Genomic DNA, 15188 nt, shown 5'->3' with positions numbered 1-15188 from the left:
ACTTTTTGTTCCGCAAACCCCCTCTGATTAAAGTTTCACTTTATTTGCTGTAATCCACTCTTGTACAGTTGTATACTCTTTGCCATATTGTTTTAGCTTATGACGAATTTGCCATGCTTTGCCGACTAAAGTGACGCGATTTGGTAAAATGTAAACTTTCATTTCTATCACGCTCCTTTCAATGTGGTAAAATGTATGAAGAACGATTAGGAAATAGAACAGGGAGATGAAGTAGTATGAGTAATCTTGCAGAAAGAACAGTAAAAACTGAACCGATTTTTGATGGTAGAGTTATAAAAGTTCGTGTTGATGATGTAGTATTACCAAATGGAGAAATGAGTAAACGTGAAATCGTAAATCACCCTGGGGCAGTTGCTATTATTGCTATTACTGATGAGGGGAAAATTGTACTCGTTGAGCAGTATCGTAAAGCTCTCGAAAAGGCAATTGTGGAAATTCCTGCTGGGAAGTTAGAACCTGGGGAAAAGCCAGAGGTAACAGCAGTTCGTGAATTAGAAGAAGAAACAGGATATGTATGTGAAAATATGGAGCTTATTACATCTTTCTATACATCACCTGGTTTTGCAGATGAGATTTTATATGTATATAAAGCGACAGGATTAAAACAAAAAGAAAATAAAGCAGCTTTAGATGAAGATGAATTTGTGGAATTAATGGAAGTGTCATTAGAAGAAGCGATTGATCTTATGAAAGACCTTCGTATACATGATGCTAAGACGATGTTTGCAGTACAATATTTACAATTACAAAAATAAACACTCGCCTAAGGCGAGTGTTTTTAGTTGATTTTTGCATATACACGTGCATCGCGTAAGTTGCCATCGGGTGCTAGGAAATCATTTTCCATTGTACCTTCTAAAATAAATTCTAGACGTTCTGCTAAGTTACATGCGTTTATATTTGTTGCATCAGTACGAATTTCAATTCTTCTAGCACCTAGTTTATCAAATGCAAATTGAATCGCACCTTTAATGGCTTCTGTCATATAGCCATGCTTTGTATAAGCGCTATGTAGCCAGAAGTGAAGTGAAAACTTTGGAATATCCCAGTTTTCAGGCTTGAGAGTAATAGCTCCGATGAATGTACCAGATACTTTATCGTATAAGTGGAAATCAAGTGTTTCACGAAGTAAAAACTGTCCGTGAGCTTCGCGAACAATTTCTTCAGCACGCTCTTCTGTTTCAGCTGTAATTGGCATCCATGGTAATAAGTCTTCTAGAGAAGCTTGGATTGCTTCATATACTTCTGTGCCATCACCTGGAAACGGCTTACGTACTTGCAAGCGCTCAGTTTGAAATAATGTTGGAAAATCTAATAATAATGGTTTCAAGAGAAATCCCTCCTATTCTCTACTTTTTAGTTTAGCAAAGTAGAGCGGAATTTCAATGTTAATTCGTCATACTTTTTTTCTTTCTTTCATACATTTTTAGTAAGAGTGTGAACGGAGGGAAGGGAAATGTGGCGAAAAACGTGGCAAGACCGTGTAATGTCTCACATACAGGAAAATTCTTCACTATATATATTTAATGCGGTTTTATTACTGATGGGAGTAATATTTGGAGCGATTCTTGTGAATAGTTTACAAATAAACCAAAAGCAAGATTTATCATTTTATTTACAGCGTTTTTTTGGACAAGTTTCTAAAGGAGAATTTGCTGTCGCAGGCGAAATGTTTCGAGAAAGTTACTTTTCGCAATTAAAATATATCGGCTTTATTTGGATTTTGGGGATTTCAATTATTGGGTTGCCGCTCATTTTTATCTTACTATTTTTAAAAGGGGTAGTTGTTGGATTTACAGTAGGTTTTTTAGTAAGTCAGCACGGATGGAATGGACTATTATTAGCATTTGTATCTGTATTGCCACAAAATTTAATTATAATTCCTGTATTTCTCGTAATGACAACAATTGCTGCAAGCTTTTCCTTGAGAATGATTAGGCATCAATTTATCCGGAAAATAACTGAGCCACTATTACCGTTATTAATTCGCTATACATGCTTTTTTCTCGTGATTGGAGCGGTATTAGCTATTGCTTCCAGTGTCGAAGCGTATGCATCACCAGTTTTAATGAAAGAAGTTGTGGAGGCTATTAACAAACAATAAATACTTTTTGAGAATAATTATCAATTTGTTTTTATTGTTTTTCTTTTGACAGGAGCCCTTCTTCTGATATAATGGTATAAGAGTGGCGAGGAGGGAGTAGTACCGAATGGAAGAAAGAATTGAACGAATTAAGAAGCAATTACATGCAGCGAGCTATAAATTGACACCACAACGTGAAGCAACAGTTCGTGTGCTGCTAGAAAATGAAGAAGATCATTTAAGCGCAGAAGATGTATACCTCCTTGTAAAAGAAAAGTCGCCAGAGATCGGATTAGCAACCGTTTATCGAACTTTAGAGTTATTGTCTGAGTTGAAAGTTGTCGATAAGATTAACTTTGGAGACGGTGTTTCGCGTTATGACTTACGCCAAGAAGGTGCACAGCGTTTCCATCATCATTTAATCTGTACACAATGCGGTGCTGTACAAGAAATACAAGAAGATTTACTTGGTGAAGTGGAGAATAAAGTGGAACGAGACTGGAGCTTTAAGGTGAAAGATCATCGTTTAACATTCCATGGGATTTGTAAAAATTGTCAAGAAAATGAAACGGATGAAAAATAACCTTTTCCTATTTAACTAGGAAGAGGTTTTTTATTTGAATAAGGTATAAATTGGTGAAAGCTTGGCATATGTTGTAATAACTTATATTTTGGAGGAATTTACAATGCGCCGAGCTTTAAAATTAACTTTTGATGGGATGAAAGTATTTTTATTATTTACAAGTTGTACGATTTTGTTTTATTTCGCTATACTATGGATAAATGAAGAATATGAAAGTTACCATCGTTATGAAAAGCCAAAAGAAGAGACTGTAGAAAAAGTATCAGGGAATGAGGAGCCGGAAAAGGATGCTTTCGTAAATAGAATGATGTTTTTCTATGAAAATGGGGAGTAGTGTAGATTGGAAGATCAATTAAAAGATTTTATTCATTATATGATTGTTGAAAAAGGTTTAGCGAAAAATACAGTTATATCTTATGAACGCGATTTGAAGAGCTATGTGAAGTATTTGCAAAATGTAGAACAAACGAAGACGTTTCATGAAGTGACACGCTTGCATATTGTTAACTTTTTGCAGCATTTAAAAGAAAACGGGAAATCTTCAAAAACATTGGCGCGTCATATTGCATCGATTCGTTCGTTTCATCAATTTTTACTTCGTGAACGAGCAGTGGAGCATGATCCATCGGTACATATTGAAACGCCACAAGGGGAACGGAAATTACCAAAAGTATTATCAATCGACGAAGTGGAAGCATTGCTTCAAACACCGAAAACGGCAAGTACTTTTGGGATTCGTGATAAGGCAATGTTAGAGTTGTTGTATGCAACAGGACTTCGTGTTTCAGAATTAATTGCATTAAATTTAGAAGATGTACACTTAACGATGGGGTTTGTTCGCTGCGTTGGGAAAGGGAATAAAGAAAGAATTATTCCATTAGGAAGCTTAGCAACAGAAGCGATTCAAAAGTATATTGAAAAAGGAAGAAGAGAATTGATGGGTAAAAAAGCAGTAGATGCACTCTTTTTAAACCATCATGGTAACCGATTATCGAGACAAGGATTTTGGAAAATTTTAAAACGATTAGCGAAAGAAGCGAATATTGAAAAAGAGCTTACACCGCATACGTTACGCCATTCTTTTGCTACGCATTTATTAGAAAACGGGGCAGACTTGCGTGCTGTACAAGAAATGCTTGGACATGCAGATATTTCGACGACACAAATTTATACGCACGTTTCAAAAACTAGATTAAAAGATGTATATAAACAGTTTCACCCGAGAGCATAGTCACTATGCTCTTTTTTCATAGATTAAGAAGAGTGAACCATTTCACAGAAACTTCACAAATATTTCGTACATTGTTTTCAGCAGAGGACTGGAATATTACAATGTATTTCCTCTATACTAAATAAAGTATGAAGGAGGAAATGATGATGAAAAAACTTATTATTACGTTGTTTATCGCGATGCTAGCATTGGCTGGCTGTAATACAAACAAAGAAGAACCGAAAAAAGAACAAAAACTTGAAGCTGTAAAAGTAGCAGTTCAAACGAATCCGAAAGAAATTAAACCAGGTGAAAAAACAGAAGTACAAGCACTTGTTACACAAGGAAAAGAAAAAGTAACAGATGCTGATGATGTAAAGTTTGAAATTTGGAAAGCAGGCGACGAAAAGCACGAGATGTTAAATGGTAAGCATAAAGGAAAAGGTGTTTATGCTGTAGAAAAAACATTCGAAACGGATGGAGTATATCATGTTATTGCTCATACAAATGCACGTGAAATGCATGTTATGCCAGAAGTAAAAGTGGCTGTGGGAAATGCAAAAGTTGAAGATGCGAAAAAAGAAGAAGGTCATGGGGATCATAAAAGTGATACGATGATACATCTTATGGCTGGTGATATTAAAGCAAATGCTGAGTCAACAATGAAAGTTCATTTAAAACAAAAAGAAGAAGCGTTAACTGGTGCTGAAGTACAACTTGAGATTTGGAAAGACGGCGTTGAAAAACACGAATTTATTCCGGCGAAAGAGGGGGATAAAGGGGAGTATGAAAGTAAACATACTTTCAAAGAGAAGGGTGCTTATAAAGTGAAAGTTCATGTAAGAAAAGGTGAACTACATGAACATAAAGAAGAAACAGTAGAAGTAAAATAAAAAGTAGCTCTTTAGAGCTGCTTTTTATTTTAGGAAATAAGTCATGAAATGATTAGCACTTCTTTGCAGAATGGATTACAATAGAAGGGTAAAGAAAATGAGAAATTCTACGAAAATGTATTAAAAAGAAAGCGTAAACATGTTATGATATCAATATCAGATGTCTGACATCTGACTTGGAAAAAACTAGATTTTTTTTTGATTCGTTTGAAAGTAAAACGAAAAAGTTAGAGAATGATTTAAAGCAGTACTGTTTAATAATGAGGACGAAAGATAATTCCCATTGATAACAGTTTCACTTTATAGCGTTTTGAACATACTACAAGAAGTAGAACTGAACATATAGGAGGTTGCAGTTATGAATAAATATAAACGTATTTTCCTAGTCGTAATGGACTCTGTGGGAATCGGTGAAGCACCAGATGCTGAGCAGTTTGGTGATTTAGGTTCTGATACAATTGGTCATATCGCTGAACATATGAATGGATTACACATGCCAAACATGGTGAAATTAGGCCTTGGTAATATTCGTGAAATGAAAGGAATCTCTAAAGTAGAGAAACCGCTTGGATATTATACAAAAATGCAAGAGAAATCTACAGGTAAAGATACAATGACAGGTCACTGGGAAATCATGGGCCTTTACATTGATACACCATTCCAAGTGTTTCCTGAAGGATTCCCGAAAGAATTACTTGATGAATTAGAAGAAAAGACAGGTCGTAAAATTATCGGTAATAAACCAGCTTCTGGAACTGAGATTCTTGATGAGCTTGGTCAAGAACAAATGGAAACAGGTTCTTTAATTGTTTACACTTCTGCTGATAGTGTATTACAGATCGCAGCTCATGAAGAAGTAGTACCACTTGAAGAGCTATATAAAATTTGTAAAATCGCACGTGAATTAACATTAGATGAGAAGTACATGGTAGGACGTGTTATCGCTCGTCCGTTCGTTGGAGAGCCAGGAAACTTCACACGTACACCAAATCGTCATGACTATGCGTTAAAACCATTTGGCCGCACAGTAATGAATGAACTAAAAGATAGCGATTATGATGTAATTGCTATTGGTAAAATTGCTGATATTTATGATGGAGAAGGTGTAACTGAATCACTTCGTACGAAATCAAATATGGATGGAATGGACAAGCTTGTAGATACATTAAATATGGACTTTACAGGTATTAGCTTCTTAAACTTAGTTGACTTTGATGCCTTATTTGGTCATCGCCGTGACCCACAAGGGTACGGAGAAGCTCTGCAAGAATATGACGCACGTCTTCCAGAAGTATTCGAAAAACTAAAAGAAGATGATTTATTATTAATTACAGCAGACCACGGTAATGATCCAGTTCACTACGGTACTGATCATACACGTGAATATGTACCGTTATTAGCATATAGCCCAAGCATGAAAGAAGGCGGACAAGAGTTATCACTTCGTCAAACATTTGCTGATATTGGGGCAACTGTAGCAGAAAACTTTAATGTTAAAATGCCAGAACATGGAACAAGCTTCTTAAACGAGCTAAAGAAATAGGGGGATAAACAGATGAATCGTGAACTAATTACAAAATCAGCTTCATACTTAAAAGAGAAATTTCAAGAGACACCACAAGTAGGACTAATCCTTGGATCTGGGCTAGGTGTATTAGCAGATGAAATCGAGAATGCAGTAACAGTCCCATACAGTGAAATCCCTGAATTCCCAGTTTCAACTGTAGAAGGACATGCAGGTCAACTTGTATTCGGTACACTTCAAGGTGTAACAGTAGTAGCAATGCAAGGACGTTTCCATTTCTACGAAGGATACGATATGCAAAAAGTAACATTCCCAGTTCGTGTTATGAAAGAACTAGGTGTAGAAACAGTTGTTGTAACGAACGCAGCTGGTGGTGTAAATACATCATTTGAACCAGGCGATCTTATGTTAATTTCAGACCACATTAACTTCATGGGTACGAACCCATTAATCGGACCAAATGATTCTGAAATGGGTGTACGTTTCCCTGATATGTCTACATCATATACGCCAGAACTTCGCGAAATGGCGAAACAAGTTGCAGCAGATTTAAATATTAAAGTACAAGAAGGTGTATATGTTGGAATGACAGGTCCTGTATATGAAACACCTGCTGAAATTCGTATGCTTCGTACACTTGGCGGAGATGCAGTTGGTATGTCAACTGTACCTGAAGTAATTGTAGCGCGTCATGCGGGTATGAAAGTACTGGGTATTTCTTGTATTTCAAATATGGCAGCTGGTATTTTAGATCAACCACTTCACCACGATGAAGTAATTGAAACGACAGAACGTGTTAAAGCTAACTTCTTAGCATTAGTTAAAGCAATTGTAAAACAAATGAAGGGGTGACTTCACAATGAGAATGGTGGACCTAATTGCAAAAAAACGTGATGGACATGCATTAACGACAGAAGAAATTAACTTTATCGTTGAAGGATACACAAATGGTAATATTCCAGATTATCAAATGAGTTCACTTGCAATGGCAATTTTCTTCCAAGATATGAATGATCAAGAACGTGCAGATTTAACGATGGCAATGGTAAATAGCGGTGATACAATTGACTTATCAGCCATTGAAGGGGTAAAAGTAGATAAGCATTCAACAGGTGGAGTTGGTGATACAACGACGCTTGTATTAGGTCCATTAGTAGCTGCTTTAGATGTACCAGTTGCGAAAATGTCTGGACGTGGTCTAGGACATACGGGTGGTACAATCGATAAATTAGAAGCAGTACCAGGATTCCATGTTGAAATTGAAAATAATGAATTCATGCGTCTTGTAAATGAAAATAAAATTGCTGTTATCGGACAAAGTGGAAACTTAACACCTGCTGATAAAAAGTTATATGCACTTCGTGATGTAACGGCAACAGTAAACTCAATTCCGCTTATTGCAAGCTCGATTATGAGTAAAAAAATTGCTGCTGGTGCAGATGCAATTGTTCTTGATGTAAAAACTGGAGCAGGAGCATTTATGAAAACAGACGAAGATGCAAAACGTTTAGCAGAAGCAATGGTACGAATCGGTAATAACGTTGGTCGTAATACGATGGCAGTTATTTCTGATATGAGCCAGCCGCTTGGTGAGGCTATTGGTAACGCATTAGAAGTACAAGAAGCAATTGATACATTACAAGGTAAAGGACCAAAAGATTTAGAAGAGTTATGTTTAACGCTTGGAAGTCAAATGGTATACCTTGCTGGACAAGCTTCATCTTTAGAAGATGCTCGTGAAAAGTTAATTGAAGTAATGAACAACGGCAAAGCGCTAGAATCATTTAAAACGTTCTTATCAGCGCAAGGCGGCGATGCATCTGTTGTTGATGATCCTTCTAAATTGCCACAAGCACAATTTAAAATTGAAGTGGAAGCAAAAGAAGACGGTTACGTATCGGAAATCGTTGCAGATGAAATCGGAACAGCAGCAATGCTTTTAGGAGCAGGGCGTGCAACGAAAGAGTCTGAAATTGATTTAGCAGTTGGTCTAATGCTTCGCAAAAAAGTAGGCGATAGCGTGAAAAAAGGTGACTCTCTTGTTACAATTTACGCAAACCGCGAAAATGTTGAAGACGTAAAAGCGAAAATTTATGAGAACATGAAAATCGCTAAAGACCACGTAGATGCACCGACTTTAGTACACGGAATTGTAACGAAGTAATAAAGTGAAACTTTAATCAGTGGGGGGCTTCATTACCCACTGATTATTAGTTGAACCAATCGGGCTTTTACGGGCAGTTGATCCCACACCTAACTTCTTTGCTTTCGCTGAATTTTGAGGTAGGGGTCTTACTGCCCGCAAATAGCGGGATAAAAAAAAGCTGAGGAGATTTCTCCTTGGCTTTTTTTACTATTTTTTGTTTATAATAGTAATGGGTGAAATTATGATTAGAATTTGTGCAATAACGAAAAAAAATGAAGTTTTATATGATGTTTCGCTAGAAGAAACGAAAAAAGAAAACATCGTATGGTATTGGCTTGATTTATATAAGCCGACGAAAGAAGAGTATATATATATTTTACAAGATCATTTCAAATTCCATCCTCTTGCAATTGAAGATTGTGTAGAGTATGTACAGAGGCCAAAGGTAGATTTTTATGATGGATATAACTTTTTAGTTCTTCATGCATTCGGAGAAGACGGATTAGAACCGCATGAAATCGATTTATTTATTAGTGATCGATATATAGTCTCTTTCCATTTCTCTCATAACAATGCGATTGAAAGAGTATGGAAAACGCTCGGTGAAAAGAAACGTATTAAGAAGAGTCCTTTGCATGTAGCACATACAATTATTGACCAAATTGTAGATGATTATTTCGCACCTGTTTATTACATCGAAGACCATTTAAATGCAATTGATGATAATTTAACGGGTGAGACAGCAGGAAGTGTGCTAGAAGAAGTATTTGATATTCGTGCGGATTTATCTAAGCTAAGGCGTACGATTATTCCGATGCGTGATTTATTGTATCGTATATTAAATTCAACACGTTTTTACGGTATAAGCGATCATGAAATTTATTTTAAAGATATACATGATCATTTGCTTAAACTGACAGAGATGATTGAAGCGAGCCGTGAATTAACAGCAGATATTCGAGATAGTTACTTTTCATTGAATTCCCACCATATGAACAATATTATGAAAACATTAACTGTTTTCTCAACTATTTTCATGCCGTTAACATTTATTGCAGGGGTATACGGCATGAACTTCGCACATATGCCAGAGCTTGGCGGGAAGTATAGTTACTTTATTTGTCTATTAATTATGGCGTTAATTGGCGGCGGAATGATGGCTTGGTTTTATAAAAAAGGTTGGTTTAAGTAAAAAAACACCGAGGATTTCCTCGGTGTTTTTTACTAGCCAATAGCGTGTAATACGAACATGGCTAAGAATAAGCATGTAATGATATACATGGACGGTGCGACTTCTTTACGCTTTCCAAGAGCAACTTTCAAGATAGGATAAGCAATAAATCCGAACGCAATGCCATCAGCGATACTATATGTGAGCGGGATCATAACGATAATTAAAAACGCTGGAAATCCTTCTGAAAAGTCGTTCAGAGGAATTTGTTGAATGCTTGTAATCATCAGGCCGCCAATAATAATTAAGATTGGTGCAATGGCACTATCAGGAATTAGTTTGACAAACGGAAGCGCAAACAGTGATGCGAAGAATAACAACCCAGTAACGATAGACGTCAGACCTGTTTTTCCGCCTGCAGTAATACCTGCGGCACTCTCTACTGTTGAAACGGTAGGGCTTGTGCCAAATAGACCACATGTCATTGCTGAAATTGCATTTGCTTGGTAAGCACGTGGGAATTTACGGTCATCTTCTAATAAACCGTGTAAAAGTCCCATGTTCTCAAAAATAAGCACCATGCTTAAGGAGAATGTTGCAATCCAAAATGGTAAGGAAGAAAGTTTCCCAAATGACATAGCTCCAAACACGTCGCCATAATTAGCGAATGAAAACGAACTATTTCCCATTTGACTCGTATCAACAAGACCAAACAGCCATGCAATACCAGTGCCAATTGCAATCGTCCATAAAAAGCTTCCACGTACGTTACGCACAAATAGCACAAGTGCGATAATAAGAGTAAGTAGTGTGGCAAGAACGACAGGACTACTTAATTTCCCCATTGCAACAGCAGTATTAGGATGCGAAACGACTAAACCACCTTTTTGCAAGCCGATGAAAGCTAAAAACAACCCGATACCGACAGTGATCGCTTCCTTTAATGACTTTGGAATCGATACCGAAAGCACGCGAGCAATCGGTGTAAAAGCAGCAATTGCAAAAATAATACCGGCGATAAAAACAGCTGCCAATGCTTCTTGCCAAGTTAAACCGAGCGTATGCACAGCAGTGTACGTGAAGAATGCATTTACACCCATACCAGGGACAAGAATAGCAGGTGCATTTGCCCAAAATGCCATGAGTAGACATCCGACAAATGAACTGAAAACAGTTGCCAAAATTCCTGCCTCAAGAGGAATGCCGGCATCTGATAAGATTGACGCATTTACAATCATAATATAAACAATTGTGAAAAATGACGTGACTCCAGCTAAAACTTCTTGTTTTGGTGATGTTTGGTGTAAGTCTAATTTAAATGTTCTTTCAAGTATTCCTTTCATGTTAAACCTTCTTTTTCATATCCCTCTCCCACCCGTGATATCTCTTATGTAAGAGCTCACCGTCCTTTATTATATCAGAACATCATGTTTTTACAACAACGAAAATGATAACGTTTACTTATAAACGAAATTATTTATAAATACGTAAAAATGGCTCGTATGGTTGAAATGATTTCTAGTTCTCCAGATTGAATGGGCGGGGCTGCTTGTGCATGTAAAGTAGCATAGGATGCAACCTCCCGTGGTAATTGGGCAGATTCTTCAACGAGTGAGAGGGGAACAGGATTAATGTTTAAATTGTATGTACTCGCAATAGCACGAGCTTTTTCTACTGCTTGGTGCAGAGCTTGAATGAGAGCTTGCTCATAATATTTATTTGGATGAGATATTCGAAAACGTAATCCTTTTGCTACGTTTGCACCATTCGTAACGGCTATATCATATACTTCCCCTGCTTTTTGCACATTTAAAACGGTAATTTCATACAAATGCTCCACACGGTAGCCTTGTAGTAATGCTTTATCATTTACATATTCGTATTGAGGAGTAATCGTATAAGAAATGGTTTCTATATCTTTATCGGCAATACCGAGCTGTTTGAGTGCATCCAGCAATTGTTTCGATTGCACTGCATTTTCTTCTTGTGCTTGTTTTACATTTTTACTATCTGTTCGAATGCCCAGTGTTAATATGACAACATTTGGTTTTGCCTTTATAATGCCTTCTCCTTGTACAGTAATAGTAGCTTCTTTACCAGTATTTGTCGTACGGATATTATGTAAATACGGATTCATTCCACTTTGCATTTATGCTCACCATCCTTTTTTACATGTATATGTGTGAACAAAAAAGAAAATCGTATGAAAAAAGTTACATAAATGAGAATGTTGAGGGAAGAAAGCATATACAACATAGGTATTTATAGATTATAATATGTGTAAATATGATAAAAAAGGGACGAGGCTAGTGAACGAAAATAGAGAAACACTGATTTTAGATTTATCTGCATCATTTCGAAAGATGATACGTTTATTACAAAATGATATTAATACACGTTTTTCAGAGCATATGCCATATAACGAATTCTCTGTATTACGTGCGTTATTTTTAAAAAGTCCACAGATGGCTTCGCAAATTGCGAGTGAAGTAAACGTAACCTCCAGTCATATTACAGCTGTAACAGATCGTCTCGTGCGAAAAGGATTTGTTGAAAGAAAACGTTCAAATTCAGACCGTCGTATCGTATACTTAGAAATTACAGAAAACGGACGAGAAGTAACTGAAAAACTTGAAGCTGTGCGTAAAGAATATTATAAAGAGAAATTTAAAGGTTGGAGCGACCAAGAGATAGAAATGGTTTTAGAGCTATTTGGCCGCGTATTATAATAAATGAGGATAGGAAGCGAGAGCTTTCCTATCCTTTTTCTTTTGAATAAAAATATTTTGAAACTCCGATACTTTAATTAAACAGATCGGAGGAAAGATTATGAAATATATTGCTGCACTTACCATTTTACTTGGAAGTTTTTTCTGCTTACATACATTCATGTACGCCGATACCCCTATCCAAGTGGTGCAAAAAGAAGTGAAGTACATTGAAAACGATAATACTGTCTTATATTCGAAATTATGGGTTCGTTCTATGCAAAACGCAGTGTTATTTCATCATAGCGATAATGTTCGTAATCAGGACACTCTGCGTAATGTAACAAGTTCATCGCTCGTTAAAGCGAAGCAATTGCCTTTTCAGAAAGCATCTATGTATATTCCAAGATTATCACAATACGTATCAAAAGTAGGAAAAGAAAATATTCAAGTGTACTACATTGCGGTGCGCTATAACGTGAAAAAAGAAAATGCATATCAGCTAAATGGCATGAACTATTTTCTGCAAGTATTTGTGAAAGAGCACGGGGAATGGAAAATTGCTGAAAGTGTAGTCGCACCGACAGAGCAAATTGTGCAAAATGGCGATGGATTTGGGATGAAAGAAGAGATGGTGTATGGGGATAGGAGAGAGAATGTGAAATAACCTCCTTTTGAGAGGAGGCTATTTCGTATGAAGTAAAAATTTTTTATTTATCAAATAGTGAAGTATTACATAGCTAAATAGTCCTATTATTATGAACCCAGCGTAATAACTTAATAGCGGATCGTTTTTTCCACCTGTTATCCAGCCTCCTAATAGAGCAAAACATATTGTAACACACGGTATAAATAAACCATTTAGTTTAGTGAATAATAATATTTTACCGTTATTTTCATTTGGGGTCCGATCATATAAAAATACTCCTAATGGTAAAAGGATGAGAATATATAGAATCGGAGTGATAAGCTTCCAGATAGGCTGAAATTGATGGCGCTCCTTAACGGATTCTTTTAAATTATTTATGTCTACTTCCTTTACTTTTGGATTGAATGTATAAGATATATAAGTATTATTAGTAGGTACAAAAACTTCAACGTTCTCTATATATGATGTATAATTCGCTTTCTTAAGGAAAAATTCAGTTGTAGATACATTTGTGTGAATCCAAGCAAAATGAAACAGTAACATGCCTAGTCCAGATGGTAATATAATGAAAACTAAGCTTAATATACTATGTGAAATAACATTCCCAGCAATTGTTCCGATAAAAATAGCTATTGTAAAAATCGCAATCCATGTAATGGTAACATACCATAATAATGTACGCATTGGCCCAAAAGAGTGATATTGGTTAAAAAGATTAATCTTTAGGATGAAATACATTAAGATGGCATTAAGACTCATTATGAATATAATTGTGATTGTCCCGAATAGCCACTTAGAAAGAAAAAGCTCTTTTCTTGTGAATGGCATTGCAAATAACAGATAGTCTGTTTGATTTTGTCTTTCCCAACTTATTAATGAACAGGCAAGTAATATGAAAATTGGGATGAAGGGAATGATAAGAGTATCTCCATTTAAACTATAGCTGAAATAACCATCTTCGTTTGGTTGAACCTGTAAATCATTAAAGTAGCTAATAGGTAAAAACCAAAAACTACTACAAGCAAAGAGTAAAAGAATGTACTTGCTTTGCTTATAATGATATAGCCATAAAGCTGTATGAAACATGTAATCCCTCCTGTAGCAAAATTACGATAATGTTGAATTTATTTAGTGTTCCAAGAGACCTTCAATTTCAATATTTTAGATAGAAGAAAATAGCTAATTATGCTTGCGCCAAAAAATCCAATATAAAAATTAAGTAATGATTTGTCTCTCCCTAAGACTAAACCACCAACTATTCCTATAAAGAAAATAGCAAAGTACATAACTATTTTTTGTAACTTCGGATATAGTAAGAAGCTACCGTTTCGCTCATTGACTGAACGAGCATATAAATACAGACCGAGTGGTAATAAAATAATGATATGTGTAATAGGTGCAATCAATAATTTTGCTGTAGGAACATATGTAAAGTTTGGCTCATTATGACGTACTCCATCTGGATCGGTATAGGCACTATGTGGATCATAATCAAATCTAATACGAAAATCTTCTGCTGGACCAGAAATACGTATGTTTTCTAAGAAATGGTTCATATCATTGCTGTTCTCATGAAAGTCAATATTTGAGTGAACAGCGATGACTCCTGAGATAAGTGGTGGAAGTAATAATGGGAACATGAATATAGCTGCAGTGAGAAGTCCCTGCGAGATAATATTCCCTGTAATTGTTCCTATACACAAGGCAAGCGTATAAATAGCGATTAATACAATTAACATGTATATAAAATAAGAATGAAATGGGGAAAACACTTGATATTTATTATGAAAAGTCATCTTTTTCATAATAGCAAATAGTCCCCAGTTTATACTAACAGCTGCTACAATGTTACAAATACCAAACAACCATTTTGTCATAAAAAGGTGTGAACGTTTAAAAGGCAGAGACCAAAGAAAATCAATGGAGTTATTTTGCCTTTCCCAACCGATTAACGTACAGGCCAGAATGATAAGTGCACCACCTTGAAAGATGACAGGGTCCATAAGTGATAAACCAAAATTGTAATGATATATATAGTCCCCTTCTTTTTGCATCTTTAGAAGGTGCTGTTGTTCAATCGATGCTATATAGTATTTGTATGACAAATTGTAGAAGCTAACGAACCAAAACAGCCATACAACATATTTACTTTGTTGATACGTTCTTAGCCATAGAGCTTTTTGAAACATAGGATCTCTC

At 36.0% G+C, this 15188-nt stretch carries 18 protein-coding genes; 12 read left to right on the top strand and 6 right to left on the bottom strand.

The genetic code is table 11. The features are described 5' to 3' along the window. Positions 1-27: 27 nt before the first annotated feature. Positions 28-162 (bottom strand): Z-ring formation inhibitor MciZ, encoded by a 135-nt coding sequence (gene mciZ / locus MR071_RS18040; protein ID WP_000870297.1) that lies wholly within the window; start codon positions 160-162, stop codon positions 28-30. A gap of 74 nt (positions 163-236) precedes the next feature. On the opposite strand from mciZ, the gene MR071_RS18035 reads away from it, so the two are divergent. Continuing rightward, positions 237-776, top strand: coding sequence for an NUDIX domain-containing protein (locus tag MR071_RS18035; RefSeq protein ID WP_002014941.1), 540 nt, complete (start codon positions 237-239; stop codon positions 774-776). A gap of 23 nt (positions 777-799) precedes the next feature. Here MR071_RS18035 and MR071_RS18030 read toward each other — a convergent pair whose 3' ends face one another. After that, positions 800-1351 carry a GNAT family N-acetyltransferase gene (locus MR071_RS18030; RefSeq protein ID WP_105584617.1) on the bottom strand — a complete coding sequence of 184 codons (552 nt, stop codon included), beginning with the start codon at positions 1349-1351 and terminating at the stop codon, positions 800-802. A 126-nt stretch (positions 1352-1477) separates the two neighbouring features. Here MR071_RS18030 and spoIIM point away from each other — a divergent pair, with 126 nt between their 5' ends. From spoIIM to corA, 9 genes are all read left to right on the top strand, one after another. Next, on the top strand, positions 1478-2125 hold the full coding sequence (spoIIM, locus tag MR071_RS18025) for a stage II sporulation protein M (protein WP_002111637.1): 648 nt from the start codon (positions 1478-1480) through the stop codon (positions 2123-2125). 106 nt (positions 2126-2231) lie between these two features. Then, positions 2232-2687, top strand: coding sequence for a ferric iron uptake transcriptional regulator (gene fur, locus MR071_RS18020; protein WP_000392654.1), 456 nt, complete (start codon positions 2232-2234; stop codon positions 2685-2687). A gap of 103 nt (positions 2688-2790) precedes the next feature. Further along, positions 2791-3021 (top strand): YqzK family protein, encoded by a 231-nt coding sequence (locus tag MR071_RS18015; protein ID WP_002088473.1) that lies wholly within the window; start codon positions 2791-2793, stop codon positions 3019-3021. Positions 3022-3027: 6 nt separating this feature from the next. Then, entirely contained in the window at positions 3028-3918 is an 891-nt protein-coding gene (gene xerD / locus MR071_RS18010) for a site-specific tyrosine recombinase XerD (protein WP_105584618.1), read from the top strand. A gap of 143 nt (positions 3919-4061) precedes the next feature. Beyond that, the gene (locus MR071_RS18005) at positions 4062-4790 is read left to right on the top strand and encodes a FixH family protein (protein ID WP_242237311.1); all 729 of its coding nucleotides are present in this window, start codon (positions 4062-4064) and stop codon (positions 4788-4790) included. 358 nt (positions 4791-5148) lie between these two features. Further along, complete coding sequence (gene deoB, locus MR071_RS18000) at positions 5149-6333, top strand: phosphopentomutase (RefSeq protein WP_105584620.1); 1185 nt, start codon at positions 5149-5151, stop codon at positions 6331-6333. 12 nt (positions 6334-6345) lie between these two features. After that, positions 6346-7167 (top strand): purine-nucleoside phosphorylase, encoded by an 822-nt coding sequence (locus tag MR071_RS17995; RefSeq protein WP_001078443.1) that lies wholly within the window; start codon positions 6346-6348, stop codon positions 7165-7167. Positions 7168-7174: 7 nt separating this feature from the next. Then, positions 7175-8479 (top strand): pyrimidine-nucleoside phosphorylase, encoded by a 1305-nt coding sequence (locus MR071_RS17990; RefSeq protein ID WP_105584621.1) that lies wholly within the window; start codon positions 7175-7177, stop codon positions 8477-8479. Between the two features lie 211 nt (positions 8480-8690). Further along, positions 8691-9653: a magnesium/cobalt transporter CorA gene (gene corA / locus MR071_RS17985; RefSeq protein WP_142395759.1), complete on the top strand. Its 963-nt coding sequence runs from the start codon at positions 8691-8693 to the stop codon at positions 9651-9653. 32 nt (positions 9654-9685) lie between these two features. Here corA and MR071_RS17980 read toward each other — a convergent pair whose 3' ends face one another. Then, positions 9686-10975, bottom strand: a complete 1290-nt coding sequence (locus MR071_RS17980; protein WP_105584624.1) for an NCS2 family permease — start codon at positions 10973-10975, stop codon at positions 9686-9688. A gap of 134 nt (positions 10976-11109) precedes the next feature. After that, on the bottom strand, positions 11110-11781 hold the full coding sequence (locus MR071_RS17975; protein WP_071746969.1) for an SIMPL domain-containing protein: 672 nt from the start codon (positions 11779-11781) through the stop codon (positions 11110-11112). 160 nt (positions 11782-11941) lie between these two features. Here MR071_RS17975 and MR071_RS17970 point away from each other — a divergent pair, with 160 nt between their 5' ends. Together MR071_RS17970 and MR071_RS17965 are read left to right on the top strand one after the other, a co-directional pair. Then, on the top strand, positions 11942-12361 hold the full coding sequence (locus MR071_RS17970) for a MarR family winged helix-turn-helix transcriptional regulator (RefSeq protein ID WP_002088468.1): 420 nt from the start codon (positions 11942-11944) through the stop codon (positions 12359-12361). Positions 12362-12461: 100 nt separating this feature from the next. Then, positions 12462-13007: a hypothetical protein gene (locus MR071_RS17965; RefSeq protein ID WP_105584625.1), complete on the top strand. Its 546-nt coding sequence runs from the start codon at positions 12462-12464 to the stop codon at positions 13005-13007. An 18-nt stretch (positions 13008-13025) separates the two neighbouring features. On the opposite strand, the gene MR071_RS17960 is transcribed toward MR071_RS17965, so the two are convergent. Both MR071_RS17960 and MR071_RS17955 read right to left on the bottom strand, forming a co-directional pair. Then, positions 13026-14075 carry an ABC transporter permease gene (locus MR071_RS17960; RefSeq protein ID WP_105584626.1) on the bottom strand — a complete coding sequence of 350 codons (1050 nt, stop codon included), beginning with the start codon at positions 14073-14075 and terminating at the stop codon, positions 13026-13028. Positions 14076-14113: 38 nt separating this feature from the next. Then, positions 14114-15178, bottom strand: a complete 1065-nt coding sequence (locus MR071_RS17955; protein ID WP_105584627.1) for an ABC transporter permease subunit — start codon at positions 15176-15178, stop codon at positions 14114-14116. Between the last annotated feature and the right edge of the window lie 10 nt (positions 15179-15188).

Origin of the sequence: Bacillus cereus group sp. BfR-BA-01316 (assembly GCF_022664195.1) — a bacterium.
Taxonomy (GTDB): Bacteria; Bacillota; Bacilli; order Bacillales; family Bacillaceae_G; genus Bacillus_A.
This window is presented reverse-complemented; position numbering and strand designations above follow the sequence as displayed.

Coding starts and splice junctions, on each gene's coding strand:
- mciZ (WP_000870297.1), bottom strand. CDS start 162: ATGAAAGTTTACATTTTACCAAATCGCGTCACTTTAGTCGGCAAAGCA.
- MR071_RS18035 (WP_002014941.1), top strand. CDS start 237: ATGAGTAATCTTGCAGAAAGAACAGTAAAAACTGAACCGATTTTTGAT.
- spoIIM (WP_002111637.1), top strand. CDS start 1,478: ATGTGGCGAAAAACGTGGCAAGACCGTGTAATGTCTCACATACAGGAA.
- fur (WP_000392654.1), top strand. CDS start 2,232: ATGGAAGAAAGAATTGAACGAATTAAGAAGCAATTACATGCAGCGAGC.
- MR071_RS18015 (WP_002088473.1), top strand. CDS start 2,791: ATGCGCCGAGCTTTAAAATTAACTTTTGATGGGATGAAAGTATTTTTA.
- MR071_RS18005 (WP_242237311.1), top strand. CDS start 4,062: ATGATGAAAAAACTTATTATTACGTTGTTTATCGCGATGCTAGCATTG.
- deoB (WP_105584620.1), top strand. CDS start 5,149: ATGAATAAATATAAACGTATTTTCCTAGTCGTAATGGACTCTGTGGGA.
- MR071_RS17995 (WP_001078443.1), top strand. CDS start 6,346: ATGAATCGTGAACTAATTACAAAATCAGCTTCATACTTAAAAGAGAAA.
- MR071_RS17990 (WP_105584621.1), top strand. CDS start 7,175: ATGAGAATGGTGGACCTAATTGCAAAAAAACGTGATGGACATGCATTA.
- corA (WP_142395759.1), top strand. CDS start 8,691: ATGGGTGAAATTATGATTAGAATTTGTGCAATAACGAAAAAAAATGAA.
- MR071_RS17980 (WP_105584624.1), bottom strand. CDS start 10,975: ATGAAAGGAATACTTGAAAGAACATTTAAATTAGACTTACACCAAACA.
- MR071_RS17975 (WP_071746969.1), bottom strand. CDS start 11,781: ATGCAAAGTGGAATGAATCCGTATTTACATAATATCCGTACGACAAAT.
- MR071_RS17965 (WP_105584625.1), top strand. CDS start 12,462: ATGAAATATATTGCTGCACTTACCATTTTACTTGGAAGTTTTTTCTGC.
- MR071_RS17960 (WP_105584626.1), bottom strand. CDS start 14,075: ATGTTTCATACAGCTTTATGGCTATATCATTATAAGCAAAGCAAGTAC.
- MR071_RS17955 (WP_105584627.1), bottom strand. CDS start 15,178: ATGTTTCAAAAAGCTCTATGGCTAAGAACGTATCAACAAAGTAAATAT.